Source organism: Paenibacillus sp. BC26 (genome assembly GCF_900116125.1).
GTDB classification, from domain to species: domain Bacteria; phylum Bacillota; class Bacilli; order Paenibacillales; family Paenibacillaceae; genus Paenibacillus_Z; species Paenibacillus_Z lignilyticus.
In genome coordinates this window covers 262968-280733 of sequence record NZ_FPAD01000005.1, presented here as the reverse complement: position 1 = coordinate 280733, position 17766 = coordinate 262968, and the positions used below count along the sequence as shown (strand labels likewise).

General features: G+C 54.8%; 17 protein-coding genes. 7 read left to right on the top strand and 10 right to left on the bottom strand.

Annotation, left to right across the window (positions count from 1 at the left end):
• Positions 1 to 118 precede the first annotated feature (118 nt).
• Positions 119 to 1216 carry a nitric oxide synthase oxygenase gene (locus tag BM412_RS27310; protein WP_177246120.1) on the bottom strand — a complete coding sequence of 366 codons (1098 nt, stop codon included), beginning with the start codon at positions 1214 to 1216 and terminating at the stop codon, positions 119 to 121.
• A gap of 200 nt (positions 1217 to 1416) precedes the next feature.
• Here BM412_RS27310 and BM412_RS27305 point away from each other — a divergent pair, with 200 nt between their 5' ends.
• Positions 1417 to 2460 (top strand): NADH:flavin oxidoreductase/NADH oxidase, encoded by a 1044-nt coding sequence (locus BM412_RS27305; protein ID WP_177246119.1) that lies wholly within the window; start codon positions 1417 to 1419, stop codon positions 2458 to 2460.
• A gap of 12 nt (positions 2461 to 2472) precedes the next feature.
• Positions 2473 to 2811: a cupin domain-containing protein gene (locus tag BM412_RS27300; protein ID WP_091224857.1), complete on the top strand. Its 339-nt coding sequence runs from the start codon at positions 2473 to 2475 to the stop codon at positions 2809 to 2811.
• Between the two features lie 685 nt (positions 2812 to 3496).
• Here the strand turns inward: BM412_RS27300 and BM412_RS27295 are convergent.
• Both BM412_RS27295 and BM412_RS27290 read right to left on the bottom strand, forming a co-directional pair.
• Positions 3497 to 5557 (bottom strand): GTP-binding protein, encoded by a 2061-nt coding sequence (locus BM412_RS27295; protein ID WP_091224856.1) that lies wholly within the window; start codon positions 5555 to 5557, stop codon positions 3497 to 3499.
• Between the two features lie 22 nt (positions 5558 to 5579).
• Positions 5580 to 6092, bottom strand: a complete 513-nt coding sequence (locus tag BM412_RS27290) for a metallophosphoesterase family protein (protein WP_091224855.1) — start codon at positions 6090 to 6092, stop codon at positions 5580 to 5582.
• Positions 6093 to 6376: 284 nt separating this feature from the next.
• Here BM412_RS27290 and BM412_RS27285 point away from each other — a divergent pair, with 284 nt between their 5' ends.
• The 5 genes from BM412_RS27285 to BM412_RS27265 all read left to right on the top strand — a co-directional run bounded on the left by BM412_RS27285 (position 6377) and on the right by BM412_RS27265 (position 10891).
• Positions 6377 to 6847 carry a GNAT family N-acetyltransferase gene (locus tag BM412_RS27285; protein ID WP_091224854.1) on the top strand — a complete coding sequence of 157 codons (471 nt, stop codon included), beginning with the start codon at positions 6377 to 6379 and terminating at the stop codon, positions 6845 to 6847.
• Between the two features lie 86 nt (positions 6848 to 6933).
• Complete coding sequence (locus tag BM412_RS27280; protein WP_091224853.1) at positions 6934 to 8526, top strand: plastocyanin/azurin family copper-binding protein; 1593 nt, start codon at positions 6934 to 6936, stop codon at positions 8524 to 8526.
• 10 nt (positions 8527 to 8536) lie between these two features.
• Positions 8537 to 9406, top strand: coding sequence for a cupredoxin domain-containing protein (locus BM412_RS27275; protein WP_091224852.1), 870 nt, complete (start codon positions 8537 to 8539; stop codon positions 9404 to 9406).
• 115 nt (positions 9407 to 9521) lie between these two features.
• Positions 9522 to 10094, top strand: coding sequence for a sigma-70 family RNA polymerase sigma factor (locus BM412_RS27270; RefSeq protein ID WP_091224851.1), 573 nt, complete (start codon positions 9522 to 9524; stop codon positions 10092 to 10094).
• Positions 10094 to 10891 (top strand): anti-sigma factor, encoded by a 798-nt coding sequence (locus tag BM412_RS27265; protein WP_091224850.1) that lies wholly within the window; start codon positions 10094 to 10096, stop codon positions 10889 to 10891. Before BM412_RS27270 ends, BM412_RS27265 begins: the two co-directional genes overlap by 1 nt.
• Here BM412_RS27265 and BM412_RS27260 read toward each other — a convergent pair.
• From BM412_RS27260 to add, 7 genes are all read right to left on the bottom strand, one after another.
• A complete protein-coding gene (locus tag BM412_RS27260) occupies positions 10855 to 13215 on the bottom strand; it encodes an ATP-dependent DNA helicase (protein ID WP_091224849.1) in 2361 nt (786 codons plus the stop codon). The genes BM412_RS27265 and BM412_RS27260 overlap by 37 nt on opposite strands.
• A 99-nt stretch (positions 13216 to 13314) precedes the next feature.
• Positions 13315 to 13527 (bottom strand): cold-shock protein, encoded by a 213-nt coding sequence (locus BM412_RS27255; RefSeq protein WP_090980204.1) that lies wholly within the window; start codon positions 13525 to 13527, stop codon positions 13315 to 13317.
• Positions 13528 to 13605: 78 nt separating this feature from the next.
• Positions 13606 to 13806 carry a cold-shock protein gene (locus BM412_RS27250; protein WP_025337122.1) on the bottom strand — a complete coding sequence of 67 codons (201 nt, stop codon included), beginning with the start codon at positions 13804 to 13806 and terminating at the stop codon, positions 13606 to 13608.
• Positions 13807 to 14107: 301 nt separating this feature from the next.
• Entirely contained in the window at positions 14108 to 15142 is a 1035-nt protein-coding gene (locus BM412_RS27245; protein WP_371264863.1) for a ThiF family adenylyltransferase, read from the bottom strand.
• Between the two features lie 107 nt (positions 15143 to 15249).
• Complete coding sequence (locus BM412_RS27240) at positions 15250 to 15525, bottom strand: MoaD/ThiS family protein (protein ID WP_177246118.1); 276 nt, start codon at positions 15523 to 15525, stop codon at positions 15250 to 15252.
• 5 nt (positions 15526 to 15530) lie between these two features.
• Positions 15531 to 16625 (bottom strand): WD40/YVTN/BNR-like repeat-containing protein, encoded by a 1095-nt coding sequence (locus tag BM412_RS27235; RefSeq protein WP_091224847.1) that lies wholly within the window; start codon positions 16623 to 16625, stop codon positions 15531 to 15533.
• A gap of 98 nt (positions 16626 to 16723) precedes the next feature.
• A complete protein-coding gene (gene add, locus BM412_RS27230) occupies positions 16724 to 17749 on the bottom strand; it encodes an adenosine deaminase (RefSeq protein ID WP_256256617.1) in 1026 nt (341 codons plus the stop codon).
• Positions 17750 to 17766 lie beyond the last annotated feature (17 nt).

Below are 17766 nucleotides of genomic sequence, written 5' to 3'. Positions count from 1 at the left end.
TTACGGACATGCTCATGTACCGATTCTTCCCATTCCCAGTAAAAATGTCGCTTGCCGACCAGTTTTCTCCACTGTTTATCCCTATTTTGTCCGTATCGCCTGTCTGCCAACCTATCGATTACGAGTCATAAGGCGCTTTCTGAGCAAAATAGTTCGGTTTCAGCTCGACATCCTCATAGCGATTGTGAAAAATGGCCGTCGTCGCCGGAGACAGCGGCGGAATTAACCAAGACCATCGACCGGTCGGCGTTCGTCCGTTGCGCCGTTCCTTCTCCGCAAACAAGGAGAACTGCTTGCTCGCGGTATGGTGATCGACGATCGTCACTCCTTGCGCTTTATAGGAATGCAGCACTGCTATGTTCAGCTCAACGAGCGCCCGATCGCGCCATAGCGTGATCTCCCTGCTTATATCCAAGCCCATCAAAGCTCCGACAGCCGGCAGCATGTTATATCGGAACGGATCTGCGAGATTACGCGCGCCGATTTCGGTGCCCATATACCAGCCATTGAACGGAGCCGCCGTATAATGGAGACCGCCGATTTCAAGACGCATGTTCGAGACGAAGGGAACGGCGTACCATTTGAGCTGCAGCTCTTCGAAAGCGGGATAGTCCGGGTGTACAAGCGGTACCTCGAGAACAATATCAGTTGGCATGTCGAACCACTCCGGCGGCTGCGAGCCGATTTGGATCACGAGCGGCAGCACGTCGAACGCAGTTCCTGCCCCGCGCCAGCCCATCTCCATGCACGTTTGCGTGAATTGGAGCGAAATCGGATCGCCGAGGACGGATCCGTCTTCCTTCTGATAGCCCGCATAACGGATCAACTGATCGTTCCAAATGCGGATAAGAGGCGAGTCGGCGTCCGTGCAGGGGGCGAAGACGGTAATAGAAGGTAATATTTTGCCTCCGCCCGTGGCATATTCAATATGGCGAAAAACCGCTTTGGCGATATCCGCCGAAGATGTCGCTTCTCGCGCATCCTGAACGGTTAACGAATCCCAGAATAGCCGCCCAATGCACCGGTTGCTGTTGCGCCAAGCGAGCTTAGCCCCATAGGAAAGCTCCTCCAACGTATGCGTATACGTCCCGGTGGCCGTGATCTCTGCGGTGATTTCCGCTATACGCGCCACAGTCACCTTTTCATCTATATCAAGCTCGCTGCCGAATTGTCGGATATAGGTCTCAGCTTCCTGAAGCAGTCCTCTATTGCTCATGATGGTTTGTTGACTTTGCATAACTTCTCCCTGCCTGCCCGATGGTTAGTTCTCTCTAGTATAACGGATTTGCGCGACTAATTCCCGTTTCCCAGCTTGTGGGAGGAATTTCACTTTCAAAATGTAAGTGACAGGGGTATACTGAGGCTGAGCCTCACGTTGACTTTTTCATCAGTGATTTAAATATAAAGGAGTGGAGAATGTTGAACCGATTAGCAGAACCTTTTGCGCTGAAGAGCCTCTCTCTCAAAAACCGTATCGTTATGGCGCCGATGTGCCAATATTCCGTTGACGCGAAGGACGGTACGCCGAACGAGTGGCATTATATCCACTATGTGACTCGCGCGGTTGGTGGTACAGGCCTTATCATTATGGAAATGACCGATGTCGAGCCGGATGGCCGGATCACCGAGCGCTGCCTCGGCTTATGGTCGGATGAGCAGATCCCGGCTTATCGCCGTATTATTTCGGAAGTTCATCGACAAGGCGCGAAGATCGGCATTCAAATTGCCCACGCCGGCCGTAAGGCTGAAGAAGCGGTGGACCCAGTGGCTCCTTCCGCTATCGCTTTCAGTGATGCCTACCGTACACCACGTGCACTAACGACCGATGAAGTGAAAGCCATCGTGGTCAAATTCCGTGAATCCGCTCGCCGCGCGGTAGAAGCCGGTGTCGATACGATTGAGCTCCATGCCGCTCACGGCTACTTGATACACCAATTCCAATCGCCGGTGACGAACCGCCGCGAGGATGAATACGGTCAAGACCGCGCGCTGTTCGGCGCGGAAGTGATTCAGGCGGTAAAAAGCGTGATGCCTGCCGATATGCCCTTAATCGTTCGGGTTTCCGCGGCCGAGTTCTCGGAAGGCGGCTATACGGTTGAGCAGGGCATTGAGATCTTCCGGCGTTATCAAGAGGTCGGCGCCGATATCTTCCATGTCTCCAGCGGCGGCGAAGCTCCGGTTACCGGCGCTAACCGCCCGGCGATCTATGCCGGCTATCAAGTGCCGCTCGCTCGGGCAGTGAAGGACGCACTGAAGGTGCCGGTCATCGCCGTCGGCCTGCTCGATGAGCCGAAGCTGGCGAACACGACGATCGCGCATGGCAATGCGGATCTCGTGGCCGTTGCACGGGGCATGCTGCGCGACCCGTATTGGGCGCTGCATGCGATCCAAGCCGTAGCCGATAAGGGCTCCAGCGAGGCTGCAGCGTTTCTGCCGCGGCAGTACCAGCGCGGCTATTAAGGCGGGATAGGCGTGAAAGTGAGCAAACAGAATGCAGAGCATTATGTTTGGGGCGACGCGTGCGACGGCTGGCATCTGGTGAAAAATGGCCAGCTCAGCATCATCCTCGAACGGATGCCCGCCGGAGCCATCGAGGTGCGGCACTACCACGAGCAGTCGCGACAATTTTTCTTCATGCTGTCCGGCACCGCGACGCTTGAGGTCGACGGCGTGCCGATCATCCTTGCGCCCCAAGAGGGAGTCGAGGTGCCGCCGCTGACCCCTCATCAAATGCTCGGCTCCGCCACCGAACCGGTGGAGTTCCTCGTGATTTCGTCGCCGACTACGCGCGGCGACCGCGTGACGATATGAAAAAAAGCTGAGAAGGCGGTTGTTGGCGGCCTTCTCAGCTTTTTGTGTTTTGGGGGCGGTTGGAGCGGCAGGGCACGGTGCTCCGCTATCGATGCTGCAAGCTAGCTCGTTTCTGCGGCGTAAGCTGCATTTCCGCTTAAAGTCCGGGAAATCCGCATGTGGTGCTTATTTCGACCCAAAATCGGCTCGATAAGCGGTATATCCGCTATCGATGCAGCAAACTAGCTATTCTCTGCTCCGTTAGCGGCATTTTCGCTTACACTTGCAACAATCAATCTCACTTCAGAGCTGAGAGTCGCTTTTCTCGACTCTCAGCTCCATTTCCCTATGTTTTCGACGATGAGAGTCGGCTTTCTCGACTCTCACCACCCGGCGAGGAGGATTATCAGCTAGTTTGACTGCTGAGAGTCGCTTTTCCCGACTCTTAGCTCCATTTCTTCGTGTTTTCGGCGATGAGAGTCGGCTTTTCCGACTCTCACCACCCGGCGAGGAGAAATATCAGCTAGTTTGACTGCTGAGAGTCGCTTTTCCCGACTCTCAGCTCCAATTCCCTGTGTTTTCGACGATGAGAGTCGGCTTTTCCGACTTTCACCACGCGGCGAGGAGAAATATCAGCTAGTTTGACCACTGAGAGTCTCTTTTCTCGACTCTCAGCTCCATCTCCTCCTGCTTTCGGCGGTAAGAACTACCCGCTCAGCGCGTTCCGCACGGCGAGAATATACTTCGCCTGATCGAGCGGGTTGACGCCGCGCCGTTGGCGCGAAACGTCAACGTCAGGCGGGCATTCGCGGTAGCCGGCGAAGAAGGTCGTGAGCGTGCCCCGGCCTTTCGTCATGGAGCCGAGGCGTGCCGGGAAGTCGAGCGTTGTGGCAACGGGAAGCGTGCCCTCCAGCTCCATTCGCTCTTGGCGCACGATAGGCGCGTCGAACTCGCCTCGCATCAGGACAAGCTCGTTCATGAGCTTGCCGCCGTACTCCTCCGGCACGGAGAGCCGAAAATGAAGCAGCGGCTCCAGCAATTTCGTACCCGTGTTCGCAAGGCCGTTCATGATGCCCATAGGCGTCGCAATGACGAAGTCGAGCGGATGCGTGTGCCACACATGATGCTCGCCTTCAATTAGGGTGACGCGCAGGTCCGTCACTTCCCAGCCGCGCAGTCCCTGCTGCAGCGCCTCCGGCACTCGCCTCGCAACCTCATTCTGATAACTCTCCAGCAACCGCTCGCCCCGAACGAGTGATTGATATACGATCCCGCTTCCCCGTTCACCCGGTTCAATCGTAAAACGCAGGATCGCCCAGCAAGGCTTCGGCATCAAATACGCGACATACCCTTCGCCAACCGACGCAGGCGTTTCTTTATAAATGACCGATGGTGCGCCGAAGCTGACCTCGAGCTTAAATCGGCTCAGCAAGATCGAGGCGAGCACCTCCATCTGAATCGGCCCCATTACTTTCAAATGCAGCTCCCGCTCATCCTGCAGCCATTGCAAATCAAGCAGCGGATCCTCATCCGCCAGCTCCTGAAATGCCGCAACGACAGCCGGATACTCGGCTTCGTTCTTCCATTGCACCTGGACGGTGAGCAGCGGCACCGCAAGCCGTTTCTCGCCCAACACACCTTCAGGCGCGCCGATGACATCGCCGATTCGAGCGCGGCTCCACCCATAGACAGCCGCAATATCTCCGGCCTTCAGTACTCCGATATCTTCCGTCTTCTGCCCGGTCACGCGCCGAATCTGCGTCACTTTATCCTGCATGTCCCGGCTGTAATTGAGCACCGTATCGCGGTTGCGAATGACCCCTTCAAAGAGGCGCACGTATGCGATTTTGCCCATCACGGGGTCCCGCTCCATCTTGAAAATCACGCCCGATACCGGAGCCGCCTCCGACCCGCTCGGAGCCGGCAAATACGCCAAAACCGCATCCATCAGCTCCTTCACGCCAAGCCCGCGATTCGATGCACCGAACAGAACCGGAAACAGCGTGCTGCGATGCACGCCTTCAACCAGCACTCGCCTAAGCAGCGCGTCATCAACCGACTGCCCTTCGAGGTAGGCCTCCAGCAGCGACTCATCCTGCTCGGCAACCGTCTCCACCAACATGCGCCGATACGGTTCCGCCCACGGATGCTCATCCAGCACCTGTTCTACCGAAACTCGCTCATCCAGCACCTGCTCCACCAGCACTCGCTCACCCTGCACCAACTCATCCAACGCCCGCTCGTCCAACATGGACAAAGAACCCGCAAAATCCGCTTCCGCCCCAATCGGCGCCGCGACAGGCACCGCCTGGCGCGATAACAATCGCTGCAGCTGATCCAATACCGCCAAAGCGTCTGCTCCCACACGATCCATTTTGTTCACATAGATCATCGTTGGTATCGATAGATCGCGCAGCGCCTGCCAGATCACTTCCGTCTGCGCCTGCACGCCTTCGACAGCGGATACGATCAGAACCGCACCATCCATGACACGAAGCGAGCGCTCCACTTCAGACAAAAAATCGACGTGGCCAGGCGTGTCCACGAGATTAATCGGAGTATCCTTCCAAGCAAACCGCGTCACGGCGGCACGCACCGAAATGCCCCGCTCCCGCTCGACATCCAGCCAATCCGTCTGCGTTGTTCCCGTATCCACGCTGCCCAGCGCGCGAATATGCCCGCTCTGATAGAGCATCTGCTCGGTCGTGGTCGTTTTGCCTGCATCGACATGAGCAAATATGCCAACATTACGCATCTTCGCGCCCATAGCTTTCCAATCTCCCCTGCTCTTAGCTCTTATCGTCGTAATAGACATGATCAGCTGTCAATAACGAGCCGCCTTCTATTGTGAAAATACCAAATGAATATTGCTTCTGCCTGCGTTTATCTGTCGGCGAGCCCGGATTAAACAGCAGCACGCCGCTGCGCTCCCGAATAAGCGGGACATGAGAATGCCCGAACACGATCACGTCCACGCTGCCCTGATCAAAAGACCGATACGCATTCGTTTCCGTATCCTCGCGCTTGCCCGGCCCCAGGTGACCATGCACCAAGCCGACGCGAAGCCCGCCAATATCGAGTACTTTGCGGTGGCCGAATTTGGCGATAATATCATCCCCGTCATTGTTGCCTGCCACGCCTTCCGTCCGAGCAAATGCACGCAGCATATCCCATACCGACAACGTCATCCAATCTCCCGCATGCACTATCGCATCCGCACCCCGAAGCTCTTGAATCAGCCGATCAGGCAGCTTCTTGGCCATCCGCGTCATGTGCGTATCCGAAACAACGACTACTTTCATGTCTCCACTCACCTCTTTACACCGGCATGGTCAAACCTTTAACACTGCTAGTGTCGTCCATCGCGATCCCAGTACCTTCATTATTGTGCAAAAGCACCCTGTATTCAACAACAAACCATTTTATTCTTGAAATCTAACATGGATATATCACACGCAGCATATTTTAATCTTAATCTCGGCAATCCCATCAAAAAACTGTCACTAACCCTTTGTTTTATGTTAGATTATATAACATATAAAGCATTTGCTTGCTCACAGTCCGGTTAGGAAAAGGAGAGAATGCTATGTTCAACATTAGGCGTTATTCTACCGCAGACCACGACGACATCTGGCGGCTTCATCTTCTTGTTATTTCCGCAGCAGGCGTAGAACCGACTCATCAGCATTACCATGATATTTTCCATATCGACGAGCAGTATCTGGAGAGCGGCGGCGACTTTCTTGTCGGAACAGGCCAGAACGGCGTCGTTGTAGCGATGGGCGGACTGAAGAAGCTCGACGAAGAGACAGCCGAAATCAAACGGCTTCGCGTCCACCCGAGCTTTCAGCAGCGCGGCTATGGCCAGATGATGCTGACGAAATTAGAGCAGCGAGCCAAGGAGCTCGGCTTCCGCCACATTTATTTGGACGCCTTAACCAACCAGCTAGGAGCCAAAAAGCTGTTCCTTAATAACGGCTATGCGCATCGCGGCGCTTCCGTCATCGACGGCTTCTGGATCAATGTGTACGAGAAATCGCTCACCGAGGCTAAATAAATCGAATTTATATAAATTCGCTCAAACCGCCGGGCTTATCTCATCGTTACCTCCTAATAGAACGACTATTATGAGGAGGAAGATCGATGAATAAAGCAAGAAGGTTTGGGCTTTTTTTGCTGAGTTTAACCGTATGTCTGGCCATGCTTCTCCCTGTTCTAAACGCCTCGGCAGCAGAGAGCTCCCCAGGGGTTACAACAGATGCGGACACAGCCGCTAAGCTTGGCCTGCTGTTAGGCGACGGCACCGGCGTTTCAGCCGCCTATCTCGGCAAGACGTCCACAAGGCTCCAAGCCGCTATTATTTCATTACGTCTTCAAGGAAAACTGTCTGAAGCGCAAGCATTTACAGAAACAGGCAACTTTAAAGATGCTTCTCTCGTAAGTAAAAGCAACCAAGCTATTCTGGCTTATTTGAACGCTCACGCCGAGCTCGGCTGGAACGGTACGGGCAACGGCAACTTCAACCCCCTCGTTTCCATCACCGCACAGCAGTTCTATAAAGTACTGCTTGAAGCGCTGGGCTACAAATCCGGCACTGCTTTCCAATACAGCGCTACTTTCGCTTTCGCCAAGAGCAAAGGGCTGAAGAACATCGCCGGCGCAGCCGAGCTGACCAACGCCGATATCGCCACGGCACTTGTTGAGGCACTGAACGCACCGAACGCGAAAGGCGCGACATTGTTCGCCCAACTGCAGCAGGCGAACGTAATTGCCGCTTCAGCCGTACTCCCGACAGGCGAGCATATCGGACTTGCCGCTGCAGCTAAACTCGGCTCCTACTTAACGGACAGCAAGGGACGCACCCTTTATTACTTCACGAAGGACGCCGCTGACTTGGAGTCCTGCCAAGGCAGCTGCCTGCAAGCATGGCCGATCTTTCATGCGGATCAGCTGCAAGTTCCCGCATCCCTGAACGCGGCCGATTTCGGGATGTACATGCGTGCTGACGGTACGATGCAAACGACGTATAAAGGCTGGCCGCTTTACTATTTTGCCAAAGATACCGCTCCCGGCGATGTGAATGGCGAGGCAGTCGGCGGCGTATGGTTCGCAGCCAAATCCGATTACGCCGCTATGCTGGGCACTTCCGCAACCCTCGGCAACTACTTAACAGACCCAAATGGACGCACCTTGTACTATTTTGACAAAGACACAGCCGGCAGCAGCGTTTGCGAAGGTACATGTCTGGCGAATTGGCCGGCTTATCTCGCTACCGGTACACATGCACCTACCGGCGTTGCAAGCTCTGATTTCGGCGTCATTACGCGCACCGATGGCAGTAAACAATCTACGTATAAAGGCTACCCGCTCTATTATTTCGTCAAAGACTCGGCACATGGCAATGTCAACGGACAGGGCTTGAACAACGTTTGGTATGTGATTGATCCCGTTGCCTTCAAAGGCACAACGGCCAGCGCGGAAGTCAAAACCTATCACGTGGATATTAAAGAGTATTCCTTCGGCACCGGCCCACTGACCGTTGAAGTCGGCTCCAAAATCATTTTCACCAACTATGACGATATGAAACACAATGCCGTAGCGGTTGACGGCAGCTTCAGCACCCCGTTATTGGCAAAAGGAGAATCGTTCACGATTACGATGAGCAAGGCGGGTACGTACGATTATTTCTGCGAGCCCCACAAGAAGTTCATGACAGGCCAAATTATTGTGAAATGAGTGACTTCGCATGCAGAGGAAAACGAGGAGTAACCGAGTAGGAGCGACGTGGAACAAAGGATATCCGTTGGCCGCCTTAGGCTTGCTGCTTTGCCTGTTGGTGTCCGCTTGCAGCAGCAATAATAATTCCGCCGCTGCAGAGAATCACGGCAATCACAGCGAAATGGCGATGAATGACACGGCAGACTCGTCCGGCTCCGGCGAGGACAGCTCTGTTAACGCCTCAGCAGACGATAGCTCAGCCGAACAGCCTGCCACCGAACCTACCACTGACCCTGCCGCTGCGACTGACGATACGCAGGCAGACGATAAGGGAGACAGCACTTCAACAAACGATGATGGGAATGCTGCGGCGGGAACGGAGCCTAAGACAGACGATTCTAAGGCTGCGACAAAGCCGGATGACGACAAGGCAGACCCCAAGCCGGCAACCGATGATAAAGGCGGCACGAAGGGCGATTCCAACCATGATGCCCATCAAGATGATTCGAAGACCACAACGCCTGCTGCCAAACCGGCAACGAAACCCGCTGCGAAGCCTGCGACTAAACCGGCAACAAAGCCGGCAACCGAGACGAAGCCGGATGAACCGGCTGCGGGCGATTCGAAGGCCGAAGTAAAGAGTAAAACCTATACGGTCGAGATTAAGGAGTTCGCTTTCACCGTCAGCAGTCTGACCATCCGCCCGGGCGATACCGTGAAATTTATCAATCGGGATAAGGTCAAGCACACCGCTACGGCAGACGATGGCAGCTTCGATACAGGCCTCTTCGGCCTCGATGAAGAAAAGTCCGTTACCTTCGATACCGAAGGCGAATTTTCTTACTACTGCGCGCCTCATCCGGCTATGCAGGCAACGATTATCGTATCCGCCAAATAACCTTCCAATTGCGTAACGTTTACCAGGGTAGCCGCGGCTTATGCGGTTACCCTCTCTGTTGTGATTCTGCTACACTTGTCTTGATTATCGACGTCTGTTCTGGAGGCTTACCGGTATGCACAATCTTGCTGACCATGAATTGATGCTGCTCATCAAAGCCAAGCAGCACAAGGCGCTGTCCGTTCTATACGATCGTTACGCGGCACTTGTCTATTCGTTCGCATTGAAGTCGCTGAAGGATGAACAGTCCGCCCGAGATATCACGCAGTCGGTCTTCATGCGGTTGTGGACGACCGAGTCGGACTACAATCCGGACAAAGGCCGCTACACCAGCTGGCTGCTTACCGTAACGCGAAATATGACAACCGACTGGCTGCGCAAGCAGCGGCGCATCAACGCTCCGCTTCTTCCCTATGTACCGGAGGAGCTTGAGCGTATTCCCGATGCTGCCGTCACCTCTCCTGAGGAGAGCGCCGAGCGCCAATCGCTCAAAGCACAAATTCGCAGCGCCTACCGCCACCTGTCCTCGCAGCAAATCATGCTGCTGGAGCATTTCTACTGGCAGGGATACAGCTTAAGCGAGCTCGCTGCCGCCTATAATCAACCGCTCGGTACCGTGAAGAACCGCTTGCATCAAACGCTCAAAATATTACGCAGACATTTGCCGGCAGAAGAGGAGGGATTGTGATGGAGAAGAACGATACTTTGCCTGCATCCCCGTGCGAGCTGTGTCTGGAATACGTCTCCGGCGCATGCAACGAAGATGAATCGCTCGCTTTCGAGCTTCATCTCCCTCACTGCGACGCCTGTCAGAAGGAGCTGCTGGAATTGCGTACAGCCTGGGATGCACTCCCCGTTGATATTGAATGGATTGAGCCGCCTCGAGATCTGAAGCAGCAGGTGATGGATGCCGCGCTTGCCGTCCGTCCGGAGCACACGCTTCGCGACCCGGCAGTTCACCGCACTGCGGAATGGCGGCCACGAAAGTCCCGAGCTCGAGCTCGCTTGAGCAAAATGCTCCCCGGGCTGCTCGCCGCTTCAATTGCCGGAATCGTACTGCTGTCCGTATGGAACATCCAGCTTCGACATGAGCAACAACTGGCTCCGCTACCGGTAGAGCAGGCGCTTCACGTATCCGCCGCTCAAATCAGCGAGCTTGTTCCGCTGAAAGCACAAGGTCCGCTCGCCGGCAAATCCTCCGGCGTTGCCTGTATTGTAGATAACGGCCAGAGCCGGCAGTTCGTCGTCTATCTGTTCGGCGCTTCGGCAACTACAGGCGCGGAAGCCTACCAAGTCTGGCTCATCAAGGACGGCGTCCGTACGAGCGCCGGTACATTCCGTGTCGGCCAAGCGGATCGCGGAATCGGCCTGCTCGCGATGCCTATCAAATCGGAGAAGCTCGATTACGACAGCATCGGCATCACCATTGAGCCCGATGATCAAGGCAATCAACCCCGCGGCACGAAGGTGTTCGGGTCCATCTGATCCTCATTGGCACGAAGCACGCGATAGTTAAGCCACTCCGGCGGCAGAAGCCGGTTATAGTGAGGCTGCAGGTAGCGGTCGTCAATCAACAGCAAGCTTCCGCGATCATGCTCCGAGCGGATGAGACGCCCGCCCGCCTGCAGCACCTTATTCATACCGGGATATAAGAACGCATAATCAAATCCATTGCGGTCGGTCCGGTCGAAATAAGCCTTCATAATGTCACGCTCAAGCCCGACTTGCGGCAGGCCAACCCCGACGACAATTACGCCCGTAAGACGATCCCCGACAAGATCGATTCCTTCCGAGAAGATGCCGCCCATAACAGCAAAACCAACCAACGTATCCCCGGACCCTCCCTGAAAAGCAGCCAGAAAACCTTCCCGCTCTTCCTCCGTCATGCCCGGCCCCTGCACCATGGTCCTCACCGAGCTTGAACTTGAACCGGCAAGCAATTGATACTGCTCATATGCATCATTCATGTAGGCATAGGAAGGGAAGAAAACCAAATAGTTGCCCCGCTTCTCCTGCGTCACCTTCGCGATGAGCGCGGCAATCGGAAATTTCGTCCGTTCCCGATCCTGATACCGCGTAGATAATGGCGCAATCGTCACTTCCAGCTGGTCCGCCGAGAAAGGGGACGGAATCACTATGCTGTAGCTCCCTTCGCTCTCTCCGGCGCCCAGCATATCCATGAAGTAATTGAGCGGCGTCAGCGTAGCCGAGAAGAATACCATCGCATGGTATCCCTTGCTCATCACCCCGAGCAGATGGGAGGGATCCAGACAGAACAGCTTGGTGCGCATATCCCCACGCAAGCTCTCCGTATAGGTCACGAACCGCTCATCGAACAGCTCCGCGATGCGAACGAAGCTTTGACTTCGAAAATACAAGTCCAGCAGCTCCGGGTTCGCGCTGCCCCCGGCCGGCGCAAGCAGTTCCTTCTCTGCGGCAGCAGCAAACTGCTCCACCAAACTCACAAGCGGCTCCGGCAGCGACTCCGTCACCTCCTGCCGTTGTTCCCCGAGCGCTTTGCGCTGCGCGATGTAGTATTGATTGACCGCTTTGGCCGCTCCATGAACTTCGCTGTTCACGCCCTTGAATGCCCGCTGCATCTCCAGAAAGTCCGCTTTATTAAGATCGCTCGAATACATTTCCCGCGCCCGATCCACCAGATTATGCGCCTCGTCAATCAGCAGCGCCGTTTGCCGTTTCTGCTCCTCGAACATACGCTTCAAGCTGACGCGCGGATCAAAGACATAGTTATAGTCGCAAATCATCGCATCCGCCCCATACGCCGCATCCAGCGCGAATTCAAATGGGCAGACCGTGTGTTTACGTGCATATTCTTCAACCACTTCACGCGTAATAAGCGTTTCGTTCGATCGCAAATCCAGCAGCGCCTCATTAATCCGATCGTAATAACCGTCCGCATAGGGGCAATGCTCCTTCGAGCACCGGACTTCCTCTTGAAAACAAATCTTCTCCTTCGCCGTCATGGTGACCACCTGCATATGCAGCCCATTCGTCTGCAGCAGGGCGAACGCCTCTTCCGCAGCCGTACGCGTAATGGTCTTCGCCGTTAAGTAAACGAAACGCTGCAGCAGGCCTGCCCCGATCGCTTTAACGGAAGGAAAGATCGTAGAGATCGTTTTGCCGATGCCCGTCGGGGCTTTCGCAAACAATTTATGACCCTCGGAGATTGTCTGATAAACAGCGCCCGCCAGCTTCCGCTGTCCTTCCCGATAGGCTGCAAAAGGAAAAGCCAGTCCGTGGATACTGCGATTTCGAAGCTCCTTATGTCGCAGCTGCTGCGCCGCACACGGATAATAACTTCTTACCATCTCGTGAACGAACTGCGTGAGTTCATCATAGGTCACCCGTTGCCTGAATCGCCGCTCTTCCTCGCTCTCCACTTGCACATAGGTCAGCTGCACCGTCAACTCCTGAAGCCCGCGATCCTTGGCGATGCTATATGCGTAACACTTGGCCTGCGCCCAGTGAACGGGGTACGTATGGTCAATCTCCTCCGGCAGCCGCCCGGCAGTCGATTTAATTTCATCCACAATAAGGCTGCCGCCTTCTCCGTCGACGAGCAGCCCATCGCAGCGTCCATCTATGACAAAGAGAAGATCATCCATGACGATCTCCGCGCTTACATATACTTCTTTCTGATCTTGTTCGCCATATTGCTTCTGGATGCGTTGATGAGCCTTCGTGCCTTCTGTCATCGAGCTCATCACATGAAACCCGGATTCGATATCGCCGCTCCGATAGGCATACTCCACCAAAGCACGGACAGATAGCTGTATATGATCTCCCATGGCATCTCCTTCAAGCTTCCCAACTCGAACATTTGTTCCTCAATTGTACCATCTATCCCTCTATTCGCGCAAAAAAAAAAGCCGTCCTACAAGGGACGACTAGTTTTTTGAGCTTTTTAACGAGTTGTTGTTGTTCAATGCCGGCAGCATTTTCATGCTCTTGACCATAGGCGTATGATGCACATGGCAGGAAGGTGCAACATCGAAGGCGAAGTTGTCGCGCATCCAGCTTTTACAGCCTTCTGTCTCACAGCTCCAAATGGCTGTGTTCTCTTCAGGGATATCCTCCACGATTTTCTTACGATTATACAAGGCGCATCCCTCCCCGGAATTATAAAAAAACTGCCCTCAACTTTCGTTAAGGGCAGTTTGTTGTTGTTCGCTATAAAACTACAGTTTTACAACGTTTTCTGCTTGTGGTCCACGGTTGCCTTGAACAACGTTGAACTCAACGCGTTGGCCTTCGTCAAGGGACTTGAAGCCTTCGCCTACGATTGCGGAGAAGTGTACGAATACATCGTTGCCGCCTTCAACTTCGATGAAGCCGAAACCTTTCTCTGCGTTAAACCATTTAACTGTTCCTGTTTGCATTAGGAAAACCTCCAAAATTAAATTAACATGTACTTTTTATTCGTTTAGCAAATAAAAAAATCACACATTGAAAAAGGTACCATCTCGCGTTATGACAACCCTTTTCAATATGTGAATTCAGGTTCTTTTCCGACTAAGATCATATTAGCATATCTATATGTTAAAAGCAACGTGATTCCATTTCTTAACTGTTTCTTTAGGTTGCCTTCACCCGGGCCATCCGCAAAGTGCAAGCTATTTCGCTTGCCCTCTGCTATTATGACCTGCGCTTGCTTCTCCCATACGTAAATTTACAAAAAATTTACGAACCGATATAACGGTCGTAAAGCGACTGGGCACGATCGAGATCTTCCGTTCCCTGCACGAGCACACGCCCGTCCGGAAACAGGACAAGCCGCTCTCCTTCCGGCAGCAAAGCTTTGAGCAAATACGGATTTCGCTGCAGCTCGCAAGAACGCTCAAGCTTCGCAGCCATCTGTTCCAGATCAAGCGGCCGCGAGCCGCTAATTTGAACGGTCTCCCTGCCGCACAGCGTTACCGCCCCGCCGCCGGCCCTCGCCTGCAAGGATGGAAATTGCCGCGAACCGCAAGTTGGGCAATCGGTTCTTGCCGGCGGCAGCTTCAGATCCATCATCTGATGCTGCCAAATTTCCAGCGACAGCAACCCCTGCCGCTGCGCGCTTGTCGCGCCGACGATAAACTTGAGCGCCTCCACCGCTTGAAGGGAAGCGATGATATCGACGATCGGCGAAATGACGCCGACGGTATCACAAGTGTCCCCACCGCTGTCTCCTGCACCGAGCAGGCAGCGCAAACAAGAGGTTTGGCCGGGGATAAACACCGCCGTCATGCCATGCGAGCTGACCGCGCCGCCATAGATGAACGGGATTCCGCGCTTGAAGCACACATCGTTGAGCAGCAGCCTGGTTTGAAAATTATCCGTTCCGTCCAGCACGAGATCGGCACCGGCAAGCAGCTCCTCCGCATTCTCGGCCGTCACATGCGAGACGATTGCCTCGACCGCTACGTCAGCGTTTATGAGTCCCAGCTTCCGCTTGGCGGCGACCGCTTTCGGCCTGACCTGCTGCACGTCGTCCTCGTCATACAGCATCTGCCGCTGCAGATTGCTCCGCTCCACATAGTCGCGATCGATAATACGCAGATGGCCGACTCCGGCTCTTGCCATATGATTCGCGATGACGGTGCCGAGCGCGCCCATGCCCACGACGGCAACGGTTGCGGCCTCAATCTTCTGCTGCCCGCTGACCCCAATTGGAGGGAACAGCATTTGCCGGGAATAGCGCTCCCGGTTCGTAGAATGTTCTTCAAGACTCAATACCCCTCAACCCCTTTCCCTGCAAATCAAGCCGTCCGTTATGCTGGATTGCAGCAGAACTGGACGGCTCTCTATCAAGATCTATAACTTATCAAAACGCCTGCAAATTACCCGCCGGAAACAGCCTGCAGCACGCGCAGCTTATCGCCTGCCGCAAGCGGAATATCAAGCCGCTCCAGCCAGGCAATATTATCGGCATTATAGTAAAGCAGCACATGCTTGCGCACCTCGCCCTGCTCCGTATACAGATGCACTTTCAGCAGCGGATACTCCTCCACCAGCAGCTGCAGCGCTTCCTGAAGCGTCTCCGCCTCCAGCTCGAATGCCGATTTGCCCTTCGTGCAGTCGCTCAGCAGAAGCGGCACGGATACTTGAATACGCACGCGCATTACTCCTCTATGATCCAAGGTTTGACCGTCAGAATTCGGGAGAACTGCCCGGGCAGCCTGTCCCACGTTACGCCGCGATCAAGCGAGCAGAAGATTTCGCCGGATGTCGTGCCGAAATAAAGGCCGTACGGATCGAGCGGATCGACAGCCATGGCGTCACGAAGCACGCTGACGTGGCGCTCCTCATCAGGCATGACATCGCCGACCGGCTCCCAGCGGCTCTCGCCCGGAGCCATGCCGTAGACAAGCAGCTTGCCGCCCTTCATGGAACGCTGCTCGCTGCTCTCCAGCGGAACAAGGAACAGATCCCCTGTCGGCGAAACGCTGATCGGGAAACCGAACGGTGCATCGTCGCCTTTCAAGGTTAAGCCTTCTTCTATGGCGAACCAATTGTCGCCGCCATCCGTCGATTTGAACACGCCGCCGTGCTCCTGCATGTACAGCGTGTTCGAATCTTTCGGATCGATGACCATCTTATGGATGCAGTAGCCGACTTCATCTGAAGGCTGTCCCGTTGGGACTCGCGCAAGTCCATTGTTGCAAGCCTTCCATGTCTCGCCGCCATCCTCCGAACGGAAGACGCCGACCGCCGACATGGCAACCCACATCCAATGTTTATTCGACGGATCGATAATAATCGTGTGCAAGCACATGCCCCCCGCTCCCGGGAACCAGTTCGGTCTTGTCGGATGATCGGTCAACCCTTTCAGCTCGCGCCAATTCACGCCGCGGTCGTAGCTGACGAACAAACCCGCTTCCTCGGCCCCGGCATACAGCGTATCCGGCTCTGCCCCGGGAACGAGCTGCCATATTCGATTAAGAGCGAATCCGCTCTCTTGGGTGTAAGACGGGCCATTCTCAACTTGCGTCCAGCTTTCGCCGAAATCATCCGATACGCGGATCGAAGCACCGTAAGCCGCATGCGAAGTGCCTGCATAAATCCGGTTGCCGTGACGGCTGTCTCCAAGCACGCTGTACACTTCCCAGCCCGGAAGAAAAGGACCGCTCAGCTTCCATTCTTTCCGTTCCAGATCCGAGGTATATTGAAATACCCCTTTATTCGTCCCGATTAACAAAACAACCCGTTGTCCCATTGTAGCGAATTCCTCCTTGGCATATTGGCTGAATCCTTCTCCTTAATCTTCGATGAAGAAAGAAGAAAATCCTGCCAGCAACCGAACGAGTGATCGCATTATTTTATTCCGAGCTCCTGCAGCTCTTGGTCGATGCGCTGCTTCAGCGCCTTCTTCTCGGAGTCCTCCAAGAAGGCTGCATTCACGCCATTACGAATGATGGAGGCCAGCTCCGCATCCGTAAAATCAAACTTCTCCGAAACGATGCGGTATTCGCGCGTAATATCCGTACCCGAGACGCTTGGATTATCCGTATTCAGCGTGACGATTAATCCGCGTTCGAAATAATCGCGGATCGGATAGACATCCCAGTCCGCTACGGCCTTCGTCTGGATGTTGCTGACCGGGCACATTTCAAGCGGAATGCGCTGCTCGAGCATCATCTGGAGTATGGCCGGGTTCTCTCTCAAGCGGACACCGTGACCAATACGCGACGCGCCCAGATTCTTGACGGCTTCATATACATTCTCCGCCCCTGCCGCTTCGCCCGCATGGATCGTAACCGGCAATGAACGTTTATGGGCAAGCGCGAACACTTCGCGGAACAGCTCCGGCGGGTATGACGCCTCATCCCCCGCCAAATCAACGGCGACCAGACCGCGTCCGGCATATTGAGCCGCTGCTTCAATAACCTCCAGATTTTCCTCACGGCCATGGTGGCGCATGCAGATCGCGATCGCCCTGCCTTTGATATCGAACTGCCGCTCCGCCCGCTTCAACCCCTCAATGACGTGATGGATCGTTTCCTCCGGCCGAAGTCCGCGGAGTCTGTGCAGCTGCGGCGCAAATCTGACCTCGATATAGCGGCAATTGTGGGAGGCTGCTTGCGCCAGCGTCTCATATGCGACTCGTTCCAGCGCAGCACCGGTTTGCATGAACCGGGTCGTAAAATCGAACTTGCTTAAATACTCCGGCAAGCTGCGGCACTCATCGTCGACCTGCATGTAAGGAATCAGTCCTGCCGCATCGCCTGCAGGCAGCTCAATGCCTTCCGCCGCAGCGATATCAAGGACAGTGGCTGGCAAGAGACTTCCGTCCAGATGAACATGAAGATCTACCTTCGGCAATGGATGCCATCTATTCATACGCTTGTTCATCCCTT

Bases quoted from the DNA above. Each gene is read 5' to 3' on its own strand.
- BM412_RS27285 (WP_091224854.1), top strand. From the start codon at position 6,377: ATGTTCAACATTAGGCGTTATTCTACCGCAGACCACGACGACATCTGG.
- BM412_RS27310 (WP_177246120.1), bottom strand. From the start codon at position 1,216: ATGAGCAATAGAGGACTGCTTCAGGAAGCTGAGACCTATATCCGACAA.
- BM412_RS27305 (WP_177246119.1), top strand. From the start codon at position 1,417: ATGTTGAACCGATTAGCAGAACCTTTTGCGCTGAAGAGCCTCTCTCTC.
- BM412_RS27260 (WP_091224849.1), bottom strand. From the start codon at position 13,215: ATGGGAGATCATATACAGCTATCTGTCCGTGCTTTGGTGGAGTATGCC.
- BM412_RS27290 (WP_091224855.1), bottom strand. From the start codon at position 6,092: ATGAAAGTAGTCGTTGTTTCGGATACGCACATGACGCGGATGGCCAAG.
- BM412_RS27265 (WP_091224850.1), top strand. From the start codon at position 10,094: ATGGAGAAGAACGATACTTTGCCTGCATCCCCGTGCGAGCTGTGTCTG.
- BM412_RS27295 (WP_091224856.1), bottom strand. From the start codon at position 5,557: ATGGGCGCGAAGATGCGTAATGTTGGCATATTTGCTCATGTCGATGCA.
- BM412_RS27275 (WP_091224852.1), top strand. From the start codon at position 8,537: ATGCAGAGGAAAACGAGGAGTAACCGAGTAGGAGCGACGTGGAACAAA.
- add (WP_256256617.1), bottom strand. From the start codon at position 17,749: ATGAATAGATGGCATCCATTGCCGAAGGTAGATCTTCATGTTCATCTG.
- BM412_RS27235 (WP_091224847.1), bottom strand. From the start codon at position 16,625: ATGGGACAACGGGTTGTTTTGTTAATCGGGACGAATAAAGGGGTATTT.
- BM412_RS27280 (WP_091224853.1), top strand. From the start codon at position 6,934: ATGAATAAAGCAAGAAGGTTTGGGCTTTTTTTGCTGAGTTTAACCGTA.
- BM412_RS27270 (WP_091224851.1), top strand. From the start codon at position 9,522: ATGCACAATCTTGCTGACCATGAATTGATGCTGCTCATCAAAGCCAAG.
- BM412_RS27250 (WP_025337122.1), bottom strand. From the start codon at position 13,806: ATGCAAACAGGAACAGTTAAATGGTTTAACGCAGAGAAAGGTTTCGGC.